This is a genomic window from Oceanobacillus sojae (assembly GCF_900162665.1).
Classification (GTDB): domain Bacteria; phylum Bacillota; class Bacilli; order Bacillales; family Amphibacillaceae; genus Oceanobacillus; species Oceanobacillus sojae_A.
This window is the reverse complement of sequence record NZ_LT727813.1, coordinates 290,910-308,537: the sequence shown is the minus strand read 5'-3', so window position 1 is coordinate 308,537 and position 17,628 is coordinate 290,910. Positions and strand designations below refer to the sequence as shown.

At 36.6% G+C, this 17,628-nt stretch carries 21 protein-coding genes and 8 tRNA genes; 20 read left to right on the top strand and 9 right to left on the bottom strand.

Annotated elements, in window-relative coordinates:
* Nucleotides 1–91: 91 nt before the first annotated feature.
* Entirely contained in the window at nt 92–1,579 is a 1,488-nt protein-coding gene (locus tag BN1068_RS18840; RefSeq protein WP_077604373.1) for a catalase, read from the bottom strand.
* Between the two features lie 429 nt (nt 1,580–2,008).
* On the opposite strand from BN1068_RS18840, the gene BN1068_RS18835 reads away from it, so the two are divergent.
* From BN1068_RS18835 to BN1068_RS18795, 9 genes are all read left to right on the top strand, one after another.
* The gene (locus tag BN1068_RS18835) at nt 2,009–2,461 is read left to right on the top strand and encodes a SprT family protein (protein WP_077605165.1); all 453 of its coding nucleotides are present in this window, start codon (nt 2,009–2,011) and stop codon (nt 2,459–2,461) included.
* Nucleotides 2,462–2,715: 254 nt separating this feature from the next.
* Nucleotides 2,716–2,787 (top strand) — tRNA-Asn (locus tag BN1068_RS18830).
* An 8-nt stretch (nt 2,788–2,795) separates the two neighbouring features.
* Nucleotides 2,796–2,886, top strand: a tRNA-Ser gene (locus tag BN1068_RS18825).
* A gap of 16 nt (nt 2,887–2,902) precedes the next feature.
* Nucleotides 2,903–2,974: transfer RNA gene (locus BN1068_RS18820), tRNA-Glu, on the top strand.
* 26 nt (nt 2,975–3,000) lie between these two features.
* Nucleotides 3,001–3,077: transfer RNA gene (locus BN1068_RS18815), tRNA-Asp, on the top strand.
* A 7-nt stretch (nt 3,078–3,084) separates the two neighbouring features.
* Nucleotides 3,085–3,159: transfer RNA gene (locus BN1068_RS18810), tRNA-Gln, on the top strand.
* A gap of 236 nt (nt 3,160–3,395) precedes the next feature.
* A tRNA-Lys gene (locus BN1068_RS18805) sits at nt 3,396–3,471 on the top strand.
* Between the two features lie 10 nt (nt 3,472–3,481).
* Nucleotides 3,482–3,569 (top strand) — tRNA-Leu (locus tag BN1068_RS18800).
* 12 nt (nt 3,570–3,581) lie between these two features.
* Nucleotides 3,582–3,665: transfer RNA gene (locus BN1068_RS18795), tRNA-Leu, on the top strand.
* Nucleotides 3,666–3,888: 223 nt separating this feature from the next.
* On the opposite strand, the gene BN1068_RS18790 is transcribed toward BN1068_RS18795, so the two are convergent.
* The gene (locus BN1068_RS18790) at nt 3,889–4,305 is read right to left on the bottom strand and encodes an ester cyclase (protein ID WP_077604372.1); all 417 of its coding nucleotides are present in this window, start codon (nt 4,303–4,305) and stop codon (nt 3,889–3,891) included.
* A gap of 279 nt (nt 4,306–4,584) precedes the next feature.
* On the opposite strand from BN1068_RS18790, the gene BN1068_RS18785 reads away from it, so the two are divergent.
* Nucleotides 4,585–5,145, top strand: a complete 561-nt coding sequence (locus tag BN1068_RS18785; protein ID WP_077604371.1) for a GNAT family N-acetyltransferase — start codon at nt 4,585–4,587, stop codon at nt 5,143–5,145.
* Between the two features lie 222 nt (nt 5,146–5,367).
* On the opposite strand, the gene BN1068_RS18780 is transcribed toward BN1068_RS18785, so the two are convergent.
* A complete protein-coding gene (locus BN1068_RS18780) occupies nt 5,368–5,829 on the bottom strand; it encodes a hypothetical protein (RefSeq protein WP_077604370.1) in 462 nt (153 codons plus the stop codon).
* Nucleotides 5,830–6,004: 175 nt separating this feature from the next.
* Between BN1068_RS18780 and BN1068_RS18775 the strand changes: the two genes are divergently transcribed.
* Nucleotides 6,005–6,625 (top strand): CGNR zinc finger domain-containing protein, encoded by a 621-nt coding sequence (locus tag BN1068_RS18775; RefSeq protein ID WP_077604369.1) that lies wholly within the window; start codon nt 6,005–6,007, stop codon nt 6,623–6,625.
* 73 nt (nt 6,626–6,698) lie between these two features.
* Here BN1068_RS18775 and BN1068_RS18770 read toward each other — a convergent pair whose 3' ends face one another.
* On the bottom strand, nt 6,699–7,280 hold the full coding sequence (locus BN1068_RS18770; RefSeq protein ID WP_077604368.1) for an NADPH-dependent FMN reductase: 582 nt from the start codon (nt 7,278–7,280) through the stop codon (nt 6,699–6,701).
* Between the two features lie 192 nt (nt 7,281–7,472).
* Here BN1068_RS18770 and BN1068_RS18765 point away from each other — a divergent pair, with 192 nt between their 5' ends.
* The gene (locus BN1068_RS18765) at nt 7,473–7,856 is read left to right on the top strand and encodes a winged helix-turn-helix transcriptional regulator (RefSeq protein WP_077604367.1); all 384 of its coding nucleotides are present in this window, start codon (nt 7,473–7,475) and stop codon (nt 7,854–7,856) included.
* A 235-nt stretch (nt 7,857–8,091) separates the two neighbouring features.
* Nucleotides 8,092–9,447 (top strand): allantoinase AllB, encoded by a 1,356-nt coding sequence (gene allB, locus BN1068_RS18760; RefSeq protein WP_077604366.1) that lies wholly within the window; start codon nt 8,092–8,094, stop codon nt 9,445–9,447.
* A gap of 89 nt (nt 9,448–9,536) precedes the next feature.
* On the opposite strand, the gene BN1068_RS18755 is transcribed toward allB, so the two are convergent.
* Entirely contained in the window at nt 9,537–10,418 is an 882-nt protein-coding gene (locus tag BN1068_RS18755) for a putative RNA methyltransferase (RefSeq protein ID WP_077604365.1), read from the bottom strand.
* Nucleotides 10,419–10,840: 422 nt separating this feature from the next.
* On the opposite strand from BN1068_RS18755, the gene BN1068_RS24220 reads away from it, so the two are divergent.
* From BN1068_RS24220 to BN1068_RS18745, 3 genes are all read left to right on the top strand, one after another.
* The gene (locus BN1068_RS24220; protein WP_260051960.1) at nt 10,841–10,966 is read left to right on the top strand and encodes a hypothetical protein; all 126 of its coding nucleotides are present in this window, start codon (nt 10,841–10,843) and stop codon (nt 10,964–10,966) included.
* Between the two features lie 21 nt (nt 10,967–10,987).
* Nucleotides 10,988–11,857 (top strand): SDR family oxidoreductase, encoded by an 870-nt coding sequence (locus BN1068_RS18750; RefSeq protein ID WP_175637201.1) that lies wholly within the window; start codon nt 10,988–10,990, stop codon nt 11,855–11,857.
* Between the two features lie 81 nt (nt 11,858–11,938).
* Complete coding sequence (locus tag BN1068_RS18745) at nt 11,939–12,364, top strand: DUF6157 family protein (protein WP_175637200.1); 426 nt, start codon at nt 11,939–11,941, stop codon at nt 12,362–12,364.
* A gap of 107 nt (nt 12,365–12,471) precedes the next feature.
* Here the strand turns inward: BN1068_RS18745 and BN1068_RS23735 are convergent, their stop codons facing one another.
* Nucleotides 12,472–12,642 carry a hypothetical protein gene (locus tag BN1068_RS23735; RefSeq protein ID WP_175637199.1) on the bottom strand — a complete coding sequence of 57 codons (171 nt, stop codon included), beginning with the start codon at nt 12,640–12,642 and terminating at the stop codon, nt 12,472–12,474.
* Nucleotides 12,643–12,870: 228 nt separating this feature from the next.
* Between BN1068_RS23735 and BN1068_RS18740 the strand changes: the two genes are divergently transcribed.
* Together BN1068_RS18740 and BN1068_RS18735 are read left to right on the top strand one after the other, a co-directional pair.
* Complete coding sequence (locus tag BN1068_RS18740) at nt 12,871–13,236, top strand: DNA alkylation repair protein (RefSeq protein WP_260051977.1); 366 nt, start codon at nt 12,871–12,873, stop codon at nt 13,234–13,236.
* Nucleotides 13,237–13,238: 2 nt separating this feature from the next.
* Nucleotides 13,239–13,424 carry a hypothetical protein gene (locus tag BN1068_RS18735; protein WP_077604362.1) on the top strand — a complete coding sequence of 62 codons (186 nt, stop codon included), beginning with the start codon at nt 13,239–13,241 and terminating at the stop codon, nt 13,422–13,424.
* A 324-nt stretch (nt 13,425–13,748) separates the two neighbouring features.
* Here BN1068_RS18735 and BN1068_RS18730 read toward each other — a convergent pair whose 3' ends face one another.
* Nucleotides 13,749–14,840 carry a CdaR family transcriptional regulator gene (locus BN1068_RS18730; protein ID WP_139344888.1) on the bottom strand — a complete coding sequence of 364 codons (1,092 nt, stop codon included), beginning with the start codon at nt 14,838–14,840 and terminating at the stop codon, nt 13,749–13,751.
* A 146-nt stretch (nt 14,841–14,986) separates the two neighbouring features.
* Between BN1068_RS18730 and BN1068_RS18725 the strand changes: the two genes are divergently transcribed.
* Both BN1068_RS18725 and BN1068_RS18720 read left to right on the top strand, forming a co-directional pair.
* Nucleotides 14,987–16,129 (top strand): glycerate kinase, encoded by a 1,143-nt coding sequence (locus BN1068_RS18725; protein ID WP_077604360.1) that lies wholly within the window; start codon nt 14,987–14,989, stop codon nt 16,127–16,129.
* Between the two features lie 42 nt (nt 16,130–16,171).
* Nucleotides 16,172–16,546 carry a VOC family protein gene (locus BN1068_RS18720; RefSeq protein ID WP_077604359.1) on the top strand — a complete coding sequence of 125 codons (375 nt, stop codon included), beginning with the start codon at nt 16,172–16,174 and terminating at the stop codon, nt 16,544–16,546.
* A 25-nt stretch (nt 16,547–16,571) separates the two neighbouring features.
* On the opposite strand, the gene BN1068_RS18715 is transcribed toward BN1068_RS18720, so the two are convergent.
* Together BN1068_RS18715 and BN1068_RS24215 are read right to left on the bottom strand one after the other, a co-directional pair.
* Nucleotides 16,572–17,204 carry a serine/threonine protein kinase gene (locus BN1068_RS18715; RefSeq protein WP_077604358.1) on the bottom strand — a complete coding sequence of 211 codons (633 nt, stop codon included), beginning with the start codon at nt 17,202–17,204 and terminating at the stop codon, nt 16,572–16,574.
* On the bottom strand, nt 17,204–17,329 hold the full coding sequence (locus BN1068_RS24215; RefSeq protein WP_260051961.1) for a hypothetical protein: 126 nt from the start codon (nt 17,327–17,329) through the stop codon (nt 17,204–17,206). Before BN1068_RS24215 ends, BN1068_RS18715 begins: the two co-directional genes overlap by 1 nt.
* Nucleotides 17,330–17,628 lie beyond the last annotated feature (299 nt).

Genomic DNA, 17,628 nt, shown 5'->3' with positions numbered 1-17,628 from the left:
AGGAGCTTCTGCAGTATGAAGTTCCTTTTCTCATAAAAAAAGAAGACTCTCACCTTGGATAAGGGAGAAATCTTCGTTTTTTTATTTATAATTATTTTACAGATGCTTCGTTTGCTGCTTCCACTTCATCAAGAGAAATGCCAATTGCTTCTGCAACACCTTTACCGTAATCCGGATCTGCTTTATAGCAGTTGTTGATGTGGCGAAGTTTGACTGATTTTGATGCAGGAGCAATATCATCCGCTGTATTTTGGAAAAGCAGTTGTTTCTGCTTATCAGACATTAAGCGGAATAACTTGCCTGGCTGTTCATAATAAAGACTATCATCTTCATCAAAGTCATAGTAATCAACATCTGCACCCAGCTGTAATGCAGGCTCCTGATGCTCTTTACTATCTTCCCACTCACCATATTGGTTCGGGCTGTAGCTGACCTGCCCACCTTGGTAAGGCATCACACGCATTGCACCATCACGGTGATATGGATGGAAGTTTTTCGCGTTTTTCGGATAGTTGACCGGGATTTGCCAATGGTTAACGCCAAGACGGTAACGCTGTGCATCTCCATAAGAGAATAAACGTCCTTGTAACATTTTATCCGGAGAGAATCCGATGCCGGGAACAATGTTAGTAGGAGCGAATGCTGCCTGTTCTACCTCTTCATGATAGTTTTCAGGGTTTTTATTAAGCTCTAATTCACCAACTTCAATAAGCGGGAATTCATCTTTATACCATACTTTTGTTAAATCAAACGGGTTGTAAGGCATGTTTGCAGCTTCTTCTTCTGTCATTACCTGAATATACATTTTCCATTTAGGGAAATTGCCTTCTTCAATATTAGTATATAGATCACGCTGGTGACTTTCACGATCTCCGCCGACAATTTTTGCAGCTTCGTCGTTTGTAAGATTTTCAATACCCTGCTGCGTTTTAAAATGGAATTTTACCCATACGCGTTCGTTATTTTCATTATATAAGCTGTATGCATGGCTTCCGAATAAATGCATGTTACGGTAAGATTTTGGAATACCGCGGTCAGACATAACAATGGTAACCTGATGAAGTGCTTCTGGCTGGTTAGTCCAGAAATCCCAGTTTGCATCAGCGTTTTTCATATTTGTTTTTGGATCACGTTTTACAACGTGGTTTAAATCTGGGAAACGTTTAGGGTCTCTCATAAAGAATACAGGTGTGTTGTTACCAACTAAATCCCAGTTGCCTTCTTCTGTATAAAACTTCATAGCTGTTCCGCGGATATCACGTTCAGCATCAGCTGCACCACGCTCACCAGCTACAGTGGAGAAACGGATAAACATATCTGTTTTCTTACCAACCTCAGAGAAGATTTTTGCTTTTGTATATTTTGTAATGTCGTTTGTAATTGTTAATGTTCCATAAGCACCAGATCCTTTTGCGTGCATACGGCGTTCAGGAATTACTTCACGATCAAAGTGTGCAAGTTTTTCAAGGAACCAGAAGTCTTCCATTAATAATGGACCACGTTTACCGGCCGTTTTGGAATCATCATCATTTGGAACAGGAGCCCCAAATGCAGTGGTCATTTTTCTTTTCTCACTCATAAATAGTTTCCCTCCTAAATAGATATTAAATACAATTATTATAATAACATAATTACTAGTAGATTGCTATTAATATTCTGTGTTATTTATATGAATTTTTATTAATAGTATATTAGAGTTCTGTGTTGACAGGGAAAAGTGTATCTACTAATAAACAAAGGAAAAGTTTTATATTCTTTTGTAAAGAAATAAGTTTTTAAATGAAAGATTCTATTTATTCTCAATTAGATAAAACAAATGAGAATTGAGTTTTGATATAAATCATATTATAATAGAATAGACGTTCTTAAAGATATTTCTTTTTTTAGTAAGGTGGCTAAGAGAGTATAATCAATAATATATAGGAAGGAAGCTTTTGAATTTGCGATAAGGCAGAGAAAGTTTTTCGGAACAAAGTGTGATTTTATTTTTCAGGAGATGGAATGTATGATGAATCCAATTTCAGATAAGGAATTATATGAGCTGGTAAACCAATTGTCAGAGATTTATTTTAATAAGCCGTTTATTGATAAAGTGCAATTTAATGCCCGTTTGCGGACCACTGGCGGAAGATATATACCAAGCAGACGGATTATTGAATTAAACCCTAAATATGTCTTGGAATTTGAAAAGGAAGAACTTTACGGTATTATTAAGCACGAACTTTGTCATTATCACCTGCATATTGAAGGAAAAGGGTATGGGCACCGGGATAGAGATTTCAGAGAATTGCTTGCAAAAACAGGATCTCCCCGTCATTGTAAACAACTGCCTTCCGAAGAGAAGCGTTACCGCTATACATATGCGTGCCGAAACTGTAACGCTGTTTATAAAAGGGTAAGAAAAGTAGATGTATCCAGATACCGATGCGGCAAATGCAGAGGGAAATTGAAGCTGATTTAAATTTTTTTGCAATAAGTATTGACGAATAATATTTTCCATGATAAATTAATGAAGCTGATACGAAATGACAGTTCTTGTTCCTTGAGAATAACCTGTCTTCAGGCATTGTCGAATTGCACAGAGTTTTGATTAACCTTTTGAGCATAGAAAAACTTTAGATGTTTTTATTGACAAAAAACAGGATATATTGTATGATATTTCTTGTTGTTGCGTAATTGAATTATTACATAGCAAGTGACTGTATACTTTTACATTCCACAGTAGCTCAGTGGTAGAGCAATCGGCTGTTAACCGATCGGTCGTAGGTTCGAATCCTACCTGTGGAGCCTTTTATGGAGAAGTACTCAAGTGGCTGAAGAGGCGCCCCTGCTAAGGGTGTAGGTCGTGTAAGCGGCGCGAGGGTTCAAATCCCTCCTTCTCCGCCATTTAAATTTTCATAATGGCCCGTTGGTCAAGCGGTTAAGACACCGCCCTTTCACGGCGGTAACACGGGTTCGAATCCCGTACGGGTCATCTTTCTTAAAAATTAAAAAATATCCGGTCCGGTAGTTCAGTTGGTTAGAATGCCTGCCTGTCACGCAGGAGGTCGCGGGTTCGAGTCCCGTCCGGACCGCCATTATAGTTGGGCCATAGCCAAGCGGTAAGGCATCGGGTTTTGATCCCGTGTACCCTAGGTTCGAATCCTAGTGGCCCAGCCATTTTTATTTTTTAGAAGGAATACATGCTAATACTATTCACGTTAATAGTATTTTTTTATTTCAAAAGCAGTATTTTATTTAGGAGCCATTAGCTCAGTCGGTAGAGCAACGAGCAACACTTCTGCCGAATAAGCTTCGAGTAACCCCGAAGCATTTACTTCAAAGAATATGCTTGCAGATGCAGGGGTCCACCAAAATGAGAAGCACTAAATAAAGCAATACTCCATTTAACATAGGAGCCATTAGCTCAGTCGGTAGAGCATCTGACTTTTAATCAGAGGGTCGAAGGTTCGAATCCTTCATGGCTCACCATTTTATTTTTGCGGATGTGGCGGAATTGGCAGACGCGCTGGAATCAGGCTCCAGTGTCCGTTAAGGACGTGGGGGTTCGACTCCCTTCATCCGCACCATTTATATATAATGCGGTCATGGCGGAATGGCAGACGCGCCAGGTTGAGGGCCTGGTGGGTGAATAACCCGTGGAGGTTCAAATCCTCTTGACCGCATTAATAGGTATAATAAAAAAAGGGGCTGTTGCACAATCAGGTAACTGAAAGTGCAACAGCCCCTTTTTTGCGAACTCATTTTTTTATTTAAAATGGGGGCTTTTTTGTTGGTCAGCGCTTCCTTGCATTGAAACTTATTAGAATGTTCTACTCGATGCTTTTTGAAAGTGCAAAAATAGTATTAGACCATTCAATTTTCAGTGAATGCAAAGTGAAAAAATCTTTAAAATACTTCCAGCTGATTCATAAAATCCATAACATCAGAAGAAACCCAATAATCTTTGATTTTACCATTTTCCATACGAAAGATGTCGGTTCCGTCAAAAGAAACAAGCTTTCCTTTTTCAGCTTTTGCTCCTTCCATATTTCCATTATAAGTCCCCTTGAAATTCCAACGGGCGGAGACATAATTTCCTTCTTCAATTGGCTGAACCACCAGCGACATTTGTACATTTTCAAAATAATATTTAGCAGATTCAACAACATCTATTAATGCTTGTGCTCCTTTTTTACTGTTTGAATCATTGCCATCTGTTCTTGCTTGATGAACAGTACAATTATCATCTGTAATATCATGAAGAACAGATATGTCTTTGTTCCAGGCATTCATCCAAGCTTGGTAAATTTCTTTTCCGTTCATCTAAAAACTCCTCAATATATAAAAAATTTTGATATCTACATTTAATTCTAATTATCTTTCAAGTAATGTTCAAGCTGCATAGTTAATTCTACATTCTCGTATTATAAAAGTTTTCTTCGGCTTTAAAAATAATTAACATAATGTTTGAAAAATTTGGTACAATTATGCTGGCAGGTTAGATTTTGAAATAATGCAACAAACTGCCCGTTTAATTGAAGAAGTGTTTCAACTAGTTACTTCAACATTGTTTAAGATAAAAAGTTCCAAAGGAGTTTTCTGATGACTGTACTTAAAAATTTTCCAGATTTAGAAACTGACAGATTAATTTTGCGAAATATAGGAAGGGAGGATATTGATTTTATTTATCGGTTATTCAGCAACGAAAAAGTATGTGAATTTTTATATGATGAAGAATTATTTACGACTAAAAATGAAGCGGCAGAATTTGTTGATTGGAATTCAGAGCCTGAAAGAAAAGGGTACAACCGCTGGATATTAGTTACAAAGGATAACGATCATCAACAAATTGGCACATGTGGTTATGACTGTTGGGACAGAGCGAACAATATAGCTGAGATAGGCTATGACTTATGGTATGAATACTGGGGACAGGGCTATATGAAAGAGGCATTAATAAGTGCAATTAAAAGCGGTTTTGACAATATGAAATTAAATAGAATTAATGCATATGTCGCTTTAGGGAATGTCAATTCTATAAAATTATTAGAAAAACTTGGATTTAAAAAAGAAGGGATCTATCGGGAAAAGCATTTATTCAGAGGTAAGTATTATGATCATTATTCTTTTTCTTTATTAAAAAGTGACTGGAATCGATGCTAAAGCTAACGTAGGTTAAACTTCAGTTAGCAGTCACTTTTATAGAATAACACAAGAAAAATGACCCAGTTTTATTTCAAAAAGCATTATACCAATATAAATAAGAAAAGGAATTCTTAAATGAACTCCTTTTCTTTTGAAAATATTCAAGTAAAAATAGCACAATTAAAGAGTGCAGTTGGATTGTTTTATACAGGACTAAAGTTCATAATGTGGTTTAAAAACCTACCCCTTAATCACCTTCAACATCTGTCGAATAGCTCCAAGATGATATGCTGAATGAGCCAAAGAACCTAATACCTCTTTTGTAGGGGGCTCACTCCATTCAATCGTATTGAGTCTTTCTAAAAATGTTACGTATTCATGCCGCAATTCTTCCTGAATTTGATTCCATCTCTTTTCATCAACTAAATTAATCTTCCAGCTTTCTCCCCAATCCATTTCCGGCTGTTTACCATCTTTCAGGATGACATTGGTCCCCCATAAATAAAACCGGGTGTGATCAGCATGTGCAGCAATTGTCGTTCCATTAACTGCAGTGGAAGCCTCATTTGCGGTTAACTGATTCAGACTCCCGAAGAGCCCGCTGTTTGGCCGTGATTCAGTGAACATACTGCCTTCACCAGGTGGTCCTTCAAATGTTTCCTTTATCATCGTTTCCATTGCATTTCTTAATGCGTCACTCATCTTCATCCCTCCGATATTTTTTGTAACCCCTTACAAATTATTTTGAATTAAACCATGAAAAATGCCCCTGATTAAGTATAACCTTCTAAATAACTTTTAATGGTTATATTATAAAAGGATTGATTATAACTGTCAATAAACTTTATAATGGTTATAAAAAGGAGGGATGCGGAAAATGTCTAAATTAAACACAAGTGCTGAAAATTTAATTGGAGAGCGTTTATGTTTAGATTTTGCCAATACTGTCAGCTGGCATAATAGCGATAACGCAAAGGATTGGTTAATAAATTATGAAAAATTAGTGGAATGGAGCCGATATGCGGATATTTTAAGCAGTCCTCAACAAAAGAGCTTACTTGAAAAGGCAAAACATCATCCAGATCAGGCTGCAAAGGTTTTAGAAGAAGCCATTGAATTAAGGGAAGCTATTTTTCGTTTATTCAGATCAATTGCTGCTGGTTTAGAGCCTGATTCACTTGATCGTGCTATTTTAAATAAATATTTGACAAGGGCGTATAGTTTGGCTGAAATTATTCCAAAAGAAAGTACGTATATTTTAAGCTTTCAAAAAGGAGAACACGAGCTTGATTATATGCTTTGGCCAATTGTGCAGTCAGCAATAGACCTTTTACTTTCGGAAAAATTGGACAGAGTAAAGCAGTGTGAAGGAGAACCGTGCGGATGGCTGTTCTTTGATTCAAGCCGGAACAAAAGCCGTCGTTGGTGTTCAATGGCGGATTGTGGAAACAGGGAAAAAGCGCGGCGGTATTACAAGAAAAAGAGTAACCTGAAATAAGAAAACAAAGGAGCTTTCATCAAATGTATAAACATGTATTTGACGAAAGCTCCTTTTATTTGTTCATTAAGTTTTACACTAAAGCTTTTTCTTTTCTAACTGATTTAAGTGCATTTGACCAGGCAACAACATCATCAATCATTTCACCAAATCTTGGTTTATGAACCTCCATTGGTTTGAAAGTTGCCATGTTTTCAAAATCATTAAATAAGCTGAATGCACCTTGTGGTTCTACCGTTGCAATTTTTAAGTTTGATAAAGTGGTGCGCAGTGCAAGGGAAGCTGCAATACCAAGGGTGGAACCGTAGCTTACGATACCCGCTGCTTTATGATGCCATTCTGAACCTAGGTAATCTAAATGATCTTTAAGACCTGACGGGAAATTTTTATTATATTCAGGTGTAACAAAAATAAAGCCGTCAAACGAATCAATTTTTCTTGACCAGACACTTTGCTCTTCTGTTGTATATTCTTTATTTGTCATAAGCGGTGGAATTGCTTCATTAAAGCGTCCAAGACCACTTTCTTTAATATCAACGATTTCAAATGTTGCATCCACATCTCTATTATCTGCAAAATCTTTAATCCATTCTGCAACCTGTAAATTAACACGTACGTCACGTGTGCTTCCTGTAATAATACCAATTCTAGTCATGCTGTAACCCTCCGTATAAATTTATATGAAATGAATCAAATAATAAGTTTGTATTAATTTGATTACTAGAGTTATAATAAACCTAAAGTTTCTTTTTGAGAAGAAGGCACTTTAAATATACCTAGTTACTTTTAGGAAACCAATTGATATAAAAGGATTTTACGCATGTCTTTATAAAGGAGAAATTTAAAAATGGCGAATCTAACTGTGGGTGAAAATTGTGGAGAGCTTCAAGTTGCATTAGATATTATTGTTGGTAAATGGAAACCGATTATTTTATTTCATCTTATGGAAAATGAAAAATTACGCTTTAGTGAGCTGCAGCGGGCTATTCCGGAAATCACTAAAAAAATGTTAACCTCACAATTAAGAGAGTTAGAATATAATGACATTGTTCATCGTGAAGTCTACCAACAGGTGCCCCCAAAAGTGGAATATTCGATGACGGAATATGGACACGGGTTAACACCATTGTTAGTATCCATGAGGAGCTGGGGGACGGAGCATCTCAAGCATTTAAAGGAATTGCATGGGGAAGATAATGAGGAACAGGAAGGAAAAGCAGGTTCAAACTAATTGTCATATTAGGGGAAATGATATACGAGCAGGTTAGACAATGTATCATTGATGGAAGATATTGATTAATCACATAATAAAGAAAGTGTAATGATGGAAAATCAATGAATGATTAAAAAGATCTGGATTATTATACGCCGCTCTTAAGTTAGATTTCATGAAAAGATTTCGAAGTACAACAACGATAACAGTAACAATTACTCTTGCTCTCATTTTATAAAGAGGTGGAATCAACATGTTAGATTTAATTATTCGGAATGGTGAAGTAGTATTAGCTGATGGTCCGAAAAAGATTGAAATTGGTATTAAAGATGGGAAAATTACTGTGATTGCCGAGGAAATTACAGAAGCATCTGCAGACATACTAGATGCTTCCGGACAGTATGTGCTGCCAGGTATGGTGGACACGCATGTTCATATTAGTGAGCCCGGGAGAACGGAATGGGAAGGGTTTGAAACCGGATCAAAGGCATTAGCTGCCGGGGGTACGACAAGCTATGTGGAAATGCCTTTAAATGCATTGCCAGCTACAACAAATAAAGCAGCACTTGATTTAAAGCTGGAAGCAGCTAAAACACAAAACTATGTTGATTATGCTTTCTATGGCGGGCTTGTACCTGGAAATATAGATGATCTGGAAGAATTGGATAAGGCTGGAGTTCCTGCATTTAAAGCATTTCTATCTAATGTGGGCAGTGATACTCCGGGTGATTTTGAAAGCGTTGATGATTTCACCTTGTATAAAGGCATGAAAAAGCTGGCAGAATTAGATCAAATCCTTTGCCTTCATGCAGAAAATCCGGATATAACTTCGAAACTAGAGGCAGAATTCATCCGTGAAGGAAAGGTTTCTGCAATGGATTATCCGGATGCACGTCCAGTATTTACAGAGGTTGAGGCAGTACAGCGCGCGTTATTATTTGCAAAAGAAACAGGGTGCCGGCTTCATATCGTCCATATTAGTACCTCTGAAGCAGTACAGGAAATTTTAAAAGCTCGCGCAGAAGGTTTAGATGTAACCGTAGAATCATGTCCGCATTACTTTGCAATGTCTGCAGAGGATGTAGAAGAGATTGGCGCATATGCAAAATGTCAGCCGCCACTAAGAAAGAAAGCAGACCATGACAAGTTATGGGAAGAATTATTAAATGGCAATATTGATTGGTTAACATCTGATCATTCACCGTGTACAGAGAACTTAAAAACAGAGGCCAATAATCTTTTTGAAGCATGGGGCGGTATCAGCGGAGCACAGAACAATGTTGACTTAATGTTCGATCTTGCAGTAAAGCAGCGCGGACTTCCTATTGAAAGATTTGTCGAACTCATCGCAACAACTCCTGCTAAACGTTTCAATTTAACAAACAAAGGTGAAATTGCAATTGCAAAGGATGCGGATATCATTTTCTTGGATCCGGACGAGTCTTATACTGTAACAAGAGAAAATTTATACTATAAGAACAAGCACAGCGCCTATGAAGGAAGAAAAATCGGCTGCCGTGTAACTAAAACAATCTTACGGGGGAATGTCGTATTTGACCTTGAAAAGGGTATTATTGGTGAACCAAAAGGTGAACTATTGACAAAATAACAGCCATTTTAATTGTTGAGTATTACTTTCTCAGAAAACCCTATAAAACAAAACGGACAGGTTTGTTTTATAGGGTTTTTAACTGTATATTATTGTTTTTTGCCAATTAATATTTCTAAAGCAACGGTTATTTGAGTTGTATCTCCATTCAAGAAGGATTTAACCTCTTCCTTTGGCGCCTCCCACGATAAGGGAGTCATTTCAACCAGTGATTGAATGGATAGTTTATCAAGAGGAACAGTATAACTTACCCTTGAATTATCCACCATTTGAAAATTTTCATTAAATCTTATAACAGTATCTGTATTAGAATAGGATTGTTTTTCAGGCTGATTGAAAATAATTTCTCTTAGTTCTTTTAAGTAGCTGCTTTGCGGAACGACTTTTATTAATAAACCATCCGCTTTTAGGACTCTGTTAAATTCATTATAATTTGATGGTGACAAGATGTTCAGCATAACATCGAATTGCTCATTCATAAAAGGCGTATTCGCAAGATCACCAACAGTCCAAATCTTATTGGTATAGCTTTTAGAAGCCTCCAGAATCCCTTCTTTAGAAATATCAATCCCTATTCCTGTTATTATTTTTTGATACTTAGAACGAATACTCTTGCAGATGTTAAAGAGATGCGAACCTTCACCACATCCCATATCAATTAACGAAAGACTTTTCTTATTAATATCAACGTGCTTATAGACGATTTCAGTAATTGCTTGACTTAATGGTTCGAAAAAACCAGCCTCTGCAATAAGTTTTCTGCGCGCTTCGAAAAGCTTTCTGCTGTACTTATTTTTTACAGGGTGAGTCATCAGGTTGATATATCCCTGCTTGGCAAAGTCAAATGTATGATTATTTGAGCAGATTAAACTTTTCAGCTCGAAAACTCTCATCGATGAGTTACAGACAGGACATTTAAAAATAGCTTCAGAATGGTTTGCATATTCTGCAGCCAATGTTCTTTTATTCATTTAGCCACCTCATTCTTTATTTAGACAGAAAAAAGACATAGACAAATAAACCCCTGTCATACATGCAAAAATGATATGAACTGGGTTTGGAAACAATCTACATCTAGTTATCAGCTATAAAGAAGAGGTTGAAAATACATAAAAAAACTCCTTTAAATTTAAATGAATTATAGAAATCTAATTCATGAATATATTAGCATAGCTGGACTTCTGATTCAAACAGGAATAATCGTATGAATTTAAATTTTCTGTTATTATTGATAGATAAGCGTACCTTAAATTGTAAAAAAATAAACAAGCTAGAATGAATTATTCTGTATGTGGAGGAGGACGAAGTGAACTTGCGATTTTTATTTATCGTTTTGATATCATTTTCCTTTGTTTTTGTATTAACAGGATGTCAACCAAAGGAGGAAATACTGATGATTGAGACATACAATATAAATGCAATTTCTATTTCTGAATCAACTAGTTTTGGTAAATTTAATAATGATTTTTTTACAACTGAAGAAACCACACAGGAATTAAGAGAAATTTTAAATCCATAGTTAATAAAAAGGAGGATACAGGTGGAAGGAAAGACTATCTTAATAACAGGGGCTAATTCAGGTATTGGATTTGCAACAGCGCGCAATTTATCCGAACAAGGCTGTCACATTATTTTAGTGTGCAGAAATGAGAAAAGAGGCGAAGAAGCACGCCAAAATATAATAGATACTACTGGCAATAGGGAAATTGAATTGCTGGTTGCTGACCTGTCTTCACAGCAGGATATCAGAAGGCTGGCAGAGCAGGTTGAGGAGCATTATTCAAAAATAGATGTTCTTATAAACAATGCGGGCGGTGTATTTGGTCAATATCAAGTCAGTGAGGATGGTTTTGAGATGACCTTTGCCGTCAATTATCTGGCTCCGTTTTTATTAAGTCATCTGCTGCTTGATAAGTTAAAGGTGTCCGGGTCAGGAAGAATCATTAATATTGCGTCCGTCATGCAGGATAAAAATTTTAATCCGGATGATGCAATAAACCAGACTTCTTCCAGCTATTCAGGAATGCAGGCGTATAAAACTGCAAAAACAGCCGTTCTTATGATGACGTATTATATGGGGAAAAGATTGGCAGACAGTGGTATAACTGTTAATGCACTGCATCCGGGATTTATATATACACCGCAGGCAACACGGATGTCGCCTAAATTATTTAGACCATTAATGAAGTTATTTTCAAAAAATCCTGAGCAGGGCGCAGCTCGTCCGGTTTATTTAGCTGCTTCCAGTGAAGTAAAAGGTGTTACTGGGGAATTTTTTAAAGATAATAAGACAGAGCGGACATCACCCGTCTCGTATAATGAAGAGCTTCAAAAGATTTTATATACCAAAAGTATGCAGTGGACGGGCTTGAAGACAGATGATTTCACAGAATATGAATGGATACGATAAAAATTTATACAAAGCTCCGTTTTGACGGGAGATTTACTAACTTTATGATAAAGAAAACATCAATAGCAGGGAGGCAAGCAAATGGTGAAGAAGGATTTGAATTATTATCAGACGTTTATAACTGTAGCCCCGGATAGCACGGCAACAGCGGGACAGCTTCCAGCAGCTCGTGGCAAGAAGCCGACGAAAGCACAAATCGAATATGAACTCTTATCCGCTAATCCTTATATATATAGTCAAAGTGAGCTGCTCTTTGAGGTACATGTAAGGCATAAAGAGATTTCAAAAGAAAATCTAGCTGCGGAAGAAGAGGCTTTTTTTGCAAAATCCCAAGCTTGTTTACGAAGTTCTACCTTGCCGAAGAAGCTGGGCTGGGGGATTCATTTTAACAAAGAAGGAAAAATTGCGCTTTACGGTATCGGGACACCTGAGTATAAGCAGTTTTCTGAGAATGAAAGTGGAGAGTTAAAAGTAATCCCAGCCATGCGAAGCAGCAGGAAAAAATAATGGACGATCATAGAGAAAGATGAGGAACTACCCCATAAAATATGGACTTATTAATTTTAAAAAAAAGGCTATATCAAGATTCCTTGGCTCTTGATACTTTTATGTATTTATTTAATATGATTTTTTGCATTGATAAAAAACATCGTTCCAGCTAAGAAAATAAATAAAGAGATAAAAATTGCTATACCAGAATACTTATTATCCAATAGAGTATTATCGATTAAATGAACTAACATTATCAATACAAGTGATGCATATAAACCATTCACATATTTCATTTATCTGAGACCTCCTTTGTCTTTATCAGTGGATGGAGAAGTTATAGGCGTGCTTTTCTTGTAAAAGAATATTTAAGTCGAGTTAATTGTATATTTCAAATTCTAACATAACTGTTTTTATATAACAAAAATCCGGGCAGACTACTGGAAATATTGTTAAATACTGAATGGTAGTAGTAATTTATGTTGCAGTGATTCAATGACGATTCAAAAGAATCTTTAGATTGGATTGCAACGAAACATGTTGGGCAATATTTTATGCAATATCCACAAAATAAAAAAGCTGTCACCGGGAAATGGATAGACTCGGGGAATATCTGGCTGCAAAGGACAGCAATTTTATTCCAATTAAAATATAAAATAAGGACAGACGAGGAACAGCTATATAGTTATATTAATCAATGTCTGGGATCAGAGGAGTTTTTCATTAATAAGGCTATTGGATGGGCGCTGAGAGAATATTCCAAAACAAATCCACAGTCTGTACTTGAGTTTGTTGATAAAACACCATTGTCCAGGCTCAGTAAAACAGAAGCTTTAAAAGCTATTAAGAAAAATAAAGGAAATGAAGAGAAAAATAGTAAAGGGGGATGAAGATGCTGAATATAATAAAGTCATATGTTTATTTGTTTCTAGGTGTTATTGCAGGAATTATGATTGTAAGTGTGCTCCGTAACGGAGAAATAAATTGGGGGCTAATTGGAGCGATAACTGCTTTATCTGTTTTAGGATTCTTTGCTGTATTATTTATACGGAAAGGAATCGAAGGAGAGAAATCATGAAGCAATAGAAAAAAGTTGAAGAAGACTTTGTTTTATGGATATGTAAAACTCTTCGTATAGACAGATGTTAAGTTTTTAGAAAATCATCAACACCATTGGATGGTACTCCCTTGGTGTTGATGATTTTTAATTATTTTCTTGCTTCATTATAGCATTTATTCTCAGCTGGAATTTCTTTTTGATTGCTGTTTCCAAACACTGTTTATATTGCAGAGAAAGGAAAGCACGTAATTGTGATCAAGTAAATATTTTGGAAAAGGAACAATTATTTAATAGTAACAGCGTGCATGAGCTTGTATAAATTAATTCTAACTTTACCTTTCGTTATTTATGTTCATTAATCCACAAAGCAACCTGTAAAATAAGCGCATCATTAAATATTCTCGGGTTATATCCTGTATCCTTTGTTATCTTATTTATCCGGTAAAGCAGTGTATTTCGATGTAGAAACAGGGCGTCAGCAGTCTTTTGGATATTTAAATCATTTGCAAAAAATGCTTTTAACGTCATTGCCAGCGTTTCGTCTAAGTTTTTTAGGACTCGTTTAGAAAATTTCTCTGTAAGCTTTTGATCAAGCAGGTGAAGCAAAGCTCTTACTTCTATCTGACTAAATGAAATAATTTCCGTTTCCGGATCACTGATTTTTAAAGCAAGCTCACATTCGGAATAAGCCTGATGGAATTGGTCCAGTTCATGAAAAGGTAAGCTATAGGCTATTTTAAATTTAATATGCTGCTTATGGAATAATTTCTGTATCGCTTTTATTTGTTGCAATACTTCGGTTTCTTCCATTTCTGGCACAGCAATAAATAGCTGATTAATATTAACAAATCCAGCTATAGCAAATTGGCTGCCGAATAAGGATTCTATTTTTTGAATCAACTCTTGTTTTTGGACAGTGAGGTTACCTATTTGAATAATGAATGCCATAAATGGAGGCGTTAATTCTATTTTCAGCCTGTCAAGTCCCTGCTGAATCGCCTGGTGAGAAGGGCTTGTTTTTAACAATTGGTCAATAATCATCTCTTTTGTCCGCTGCTTCCATTCCATCTGGGAAGTAATAAATTCCTGCTCAATCATCAGCTCTGTAGTCATTTTTACCAGTTCACCGATATCCTTCATTTCATTTGGATCTCCTGTAATTCCGATGACTCCAATAATATTGTCTTGAAAGGCGATAGGCAAATTAATTCCGGGCTCCGAGCCTTTCCATACTTCATCTTGATCAGGGTAAATAGTGAGAGTTTCTCTGTTCTTTAATACTTTTATTGCTCCCTCATGAACTGTATTTAATCTTAACTTATCCTGAGCAGCAATAATCACTCCTTTTATATCCATAATATTGACATTCCGGTTTAAACGGAAAGAGGTTTCTCTGACAATGGCATTGGCGATTTCCTTTGTTAACACATTCACTTTTACTGCTCCTTTGGCTATATCATACAAAAATGAATATAATATTCTTTTTATTTTTGTATGATATAGCCATATACAAATGAAGTCAAGATTCGTATAATTTAAACTACAGATGGATGAAAACGTTTGCTGAAGGATGTGTTTAAATGAAGATTGTTATTGCTCCAGATTCATTTAAGGGAAGCTTAAGTGCAGTGGAGGCAGCCAATGCTATAAATAAAGGGGTTAAAAATGCTTTTCCAGATGCGAAAACAGTCCTAATCCCTGTTGCTGATGGGGGAGAGGGAACATTGGAAACACTTATTGCTGCTACAGGAGGAGAGCTAAGGAACGTGGTTGTCACCGACCCTTTGGGGAATAAAGTGGAGGCTGGATATGGTGTTTTAGGAGATAAAAAAACATGTGTCATTGAAATGGCAGCAGCTTCAGGCCTTACTCTGATTTCTAATGAAGAACTCTCCCCATTGGAAACGACAACCTATGGGACTGGTCAGTTAATTAAGCAGGCTCTGGATGATGGTTTTACTTCTTTTGCAGTTGGCTTAGGCGGTTCTGCTACAAATGATGGGGGAGCCGGCATGCTGCAGGCGCTGGGGCTAAGAATTTTAGATGAAGATGAAAATGAAATCGGGTATGGGGGAGGTTCTTTAGACAAAATTGCTTCGATAGACGTTGATGCCTTTGATTCCAGGATTAAAGAATGTCAATTTTTAATTGCCTCAGATGTGGAAAATCCATTAATTGGACCAAACGGAGCTTCTCATATTTTCGGCCCTCAAAAAGGAGCAACCCCAGAAATGATAGAGCAGCTTGACCAAAATCTCACGCATTGGGCGGATTATGTTGCGGAGGTTACAGGAATCAGGCTGCACGATATGGCAGGTGCCGGAGCTGCGGGTGGCATTGGAGGGGCCTTCCAGGCATTTTTTCCATGTGAAGTGAAAAGAGGAATTGACGTCGTTTTGGAGTACAGTAATATAAATCACTTTTTAACAGGGGCAGATTTAGTTTTTACCGGTGAGGGGAGAGTGGATGGACAGACTGCTTCAGGTAAAACACCAATGGGAGTTGCACAAATGGCAAAGATGCAGGGAGTCCCAACAGTTATTTTAGCGGGATCAGTAAATGAAGATGCAGCAGTGCTTCATGATTTTGGTGTTGTAAGCATCCACAGCATTATTAATAAACCAATGACTTTAGATGAGGCTGTCAGAAGTGCTTCTGTGCTATTGGAATGGAGTGCTGAACAAATTGTACGTTCTTATTTTCACCCTGCCAATCGTAATTGATAAAGCGGTTTAAGATATTTTAATTATATAGGGAGTGAAAACATGAGCAGTCCAATAATGAATAAAATTAACACGATTTTTGTACATGTCAGCGATTTAGAGAGGTCCGTAAAATGGTATGCAGAATTACTTGGTCAGGAGTATGATTTAACTGCTGTAGAAAGGCCGGTATATAATATTAAAATTGCAGAACATACTGGTTTAACTTTGGATGCCGGGTCAGGAAGCATTGTAAAAAAACAAACTTCCGGTATGTATCCAATCTTCAATTTCCATACAGATAATATTGATGAGTCCTATGTCTATGTAAAAGAATTAGGATACGATATGGAATCAGAAATTACCCGTTTTGATGATTTTTCATTTTTTACAATTTGCGATCCAGACAGGAATATCATCATGATTTGTACGGGATAGGGTTAAAAAGGAAAAGAGTCATATCTCACTCTTTTCCTCTTTTTATCGCTAAATACTTATATAACCGATAAAATTTTGACACAGAATACATGACCCATTTAGGGATTTTTTTCGGGAAAAATGGGCGCTGGTAATATCGGGTATAACCAATTTTTAAATCATCCCACTGCGTGCACTTCTTTTCCTGTGAAAAACGTGCTACATCAATAATACGTACTTCATCTTCCTTTGTCAGGATAAGATTATGCAGATGAATATCTGAAGGATTTAATCCTGCTGCTTTTGCAAATTGTAATCCATTGTCAACCTGCTCTATATAATGAGGCTTCAATGGAATTCCTTCTGCCAGGCATTCAAAGAATGTCTTTCCTTCAATAAAATCCATAACCAGGTAATTGATTCCTGCTTCATATATAGTGGGATAATAAGGGTTTCCATTTAATTTTTCATAGTTTTGTTTTTCTTCGATTGCTGTTTTTTCAAAAGCCGGGTAAAAGACTTTAATCACTCTATTTTCATTTTTTATTCTGAAAACAGCAGCACTTCTTCCCATTCCATATAATTTTAAGTCCCCGTGATGCCTGAGTACTTTGATACGTCGATTTCTTTTAGTAAATAAAACAGTGGATGCTAAATCATTGTATCTGGACGGCTTCATTATTTTTTAAAACTGCCTTTTCTTTTAGCTAACTCTTTTTTGATAACAGGAAGGGCGTGTTTTTTTGCTTGCTTGATTCCTTCTTTTACCACTTTAGATTTTAGAAGCTTTGTCAGTTTAGACATCTTTTCTCCTCCTTGAAGTAAGTGTGGCAAAAGCTGACAAAAAAGAGACCTTTGCCCACAGATTGGACAAAGGTCTCGCAAGCAACGAAATTAATCGATTGCCAGCAGTGCCGAGGATTTCTCCTGTAATGACGACAGCTGCTATTATGCTACTCCCCTTTGGGATTTATTTCAATTGATGTTTTCATTTATTATATAGGGCTGGTACGATAAGTGCAATTTTTAACGTAATTAAAATTTCTGCTGAAAATTCTTTTCCGGTTTAGTAATGCTGAAATAAAATATTTGGGACGGAAAGG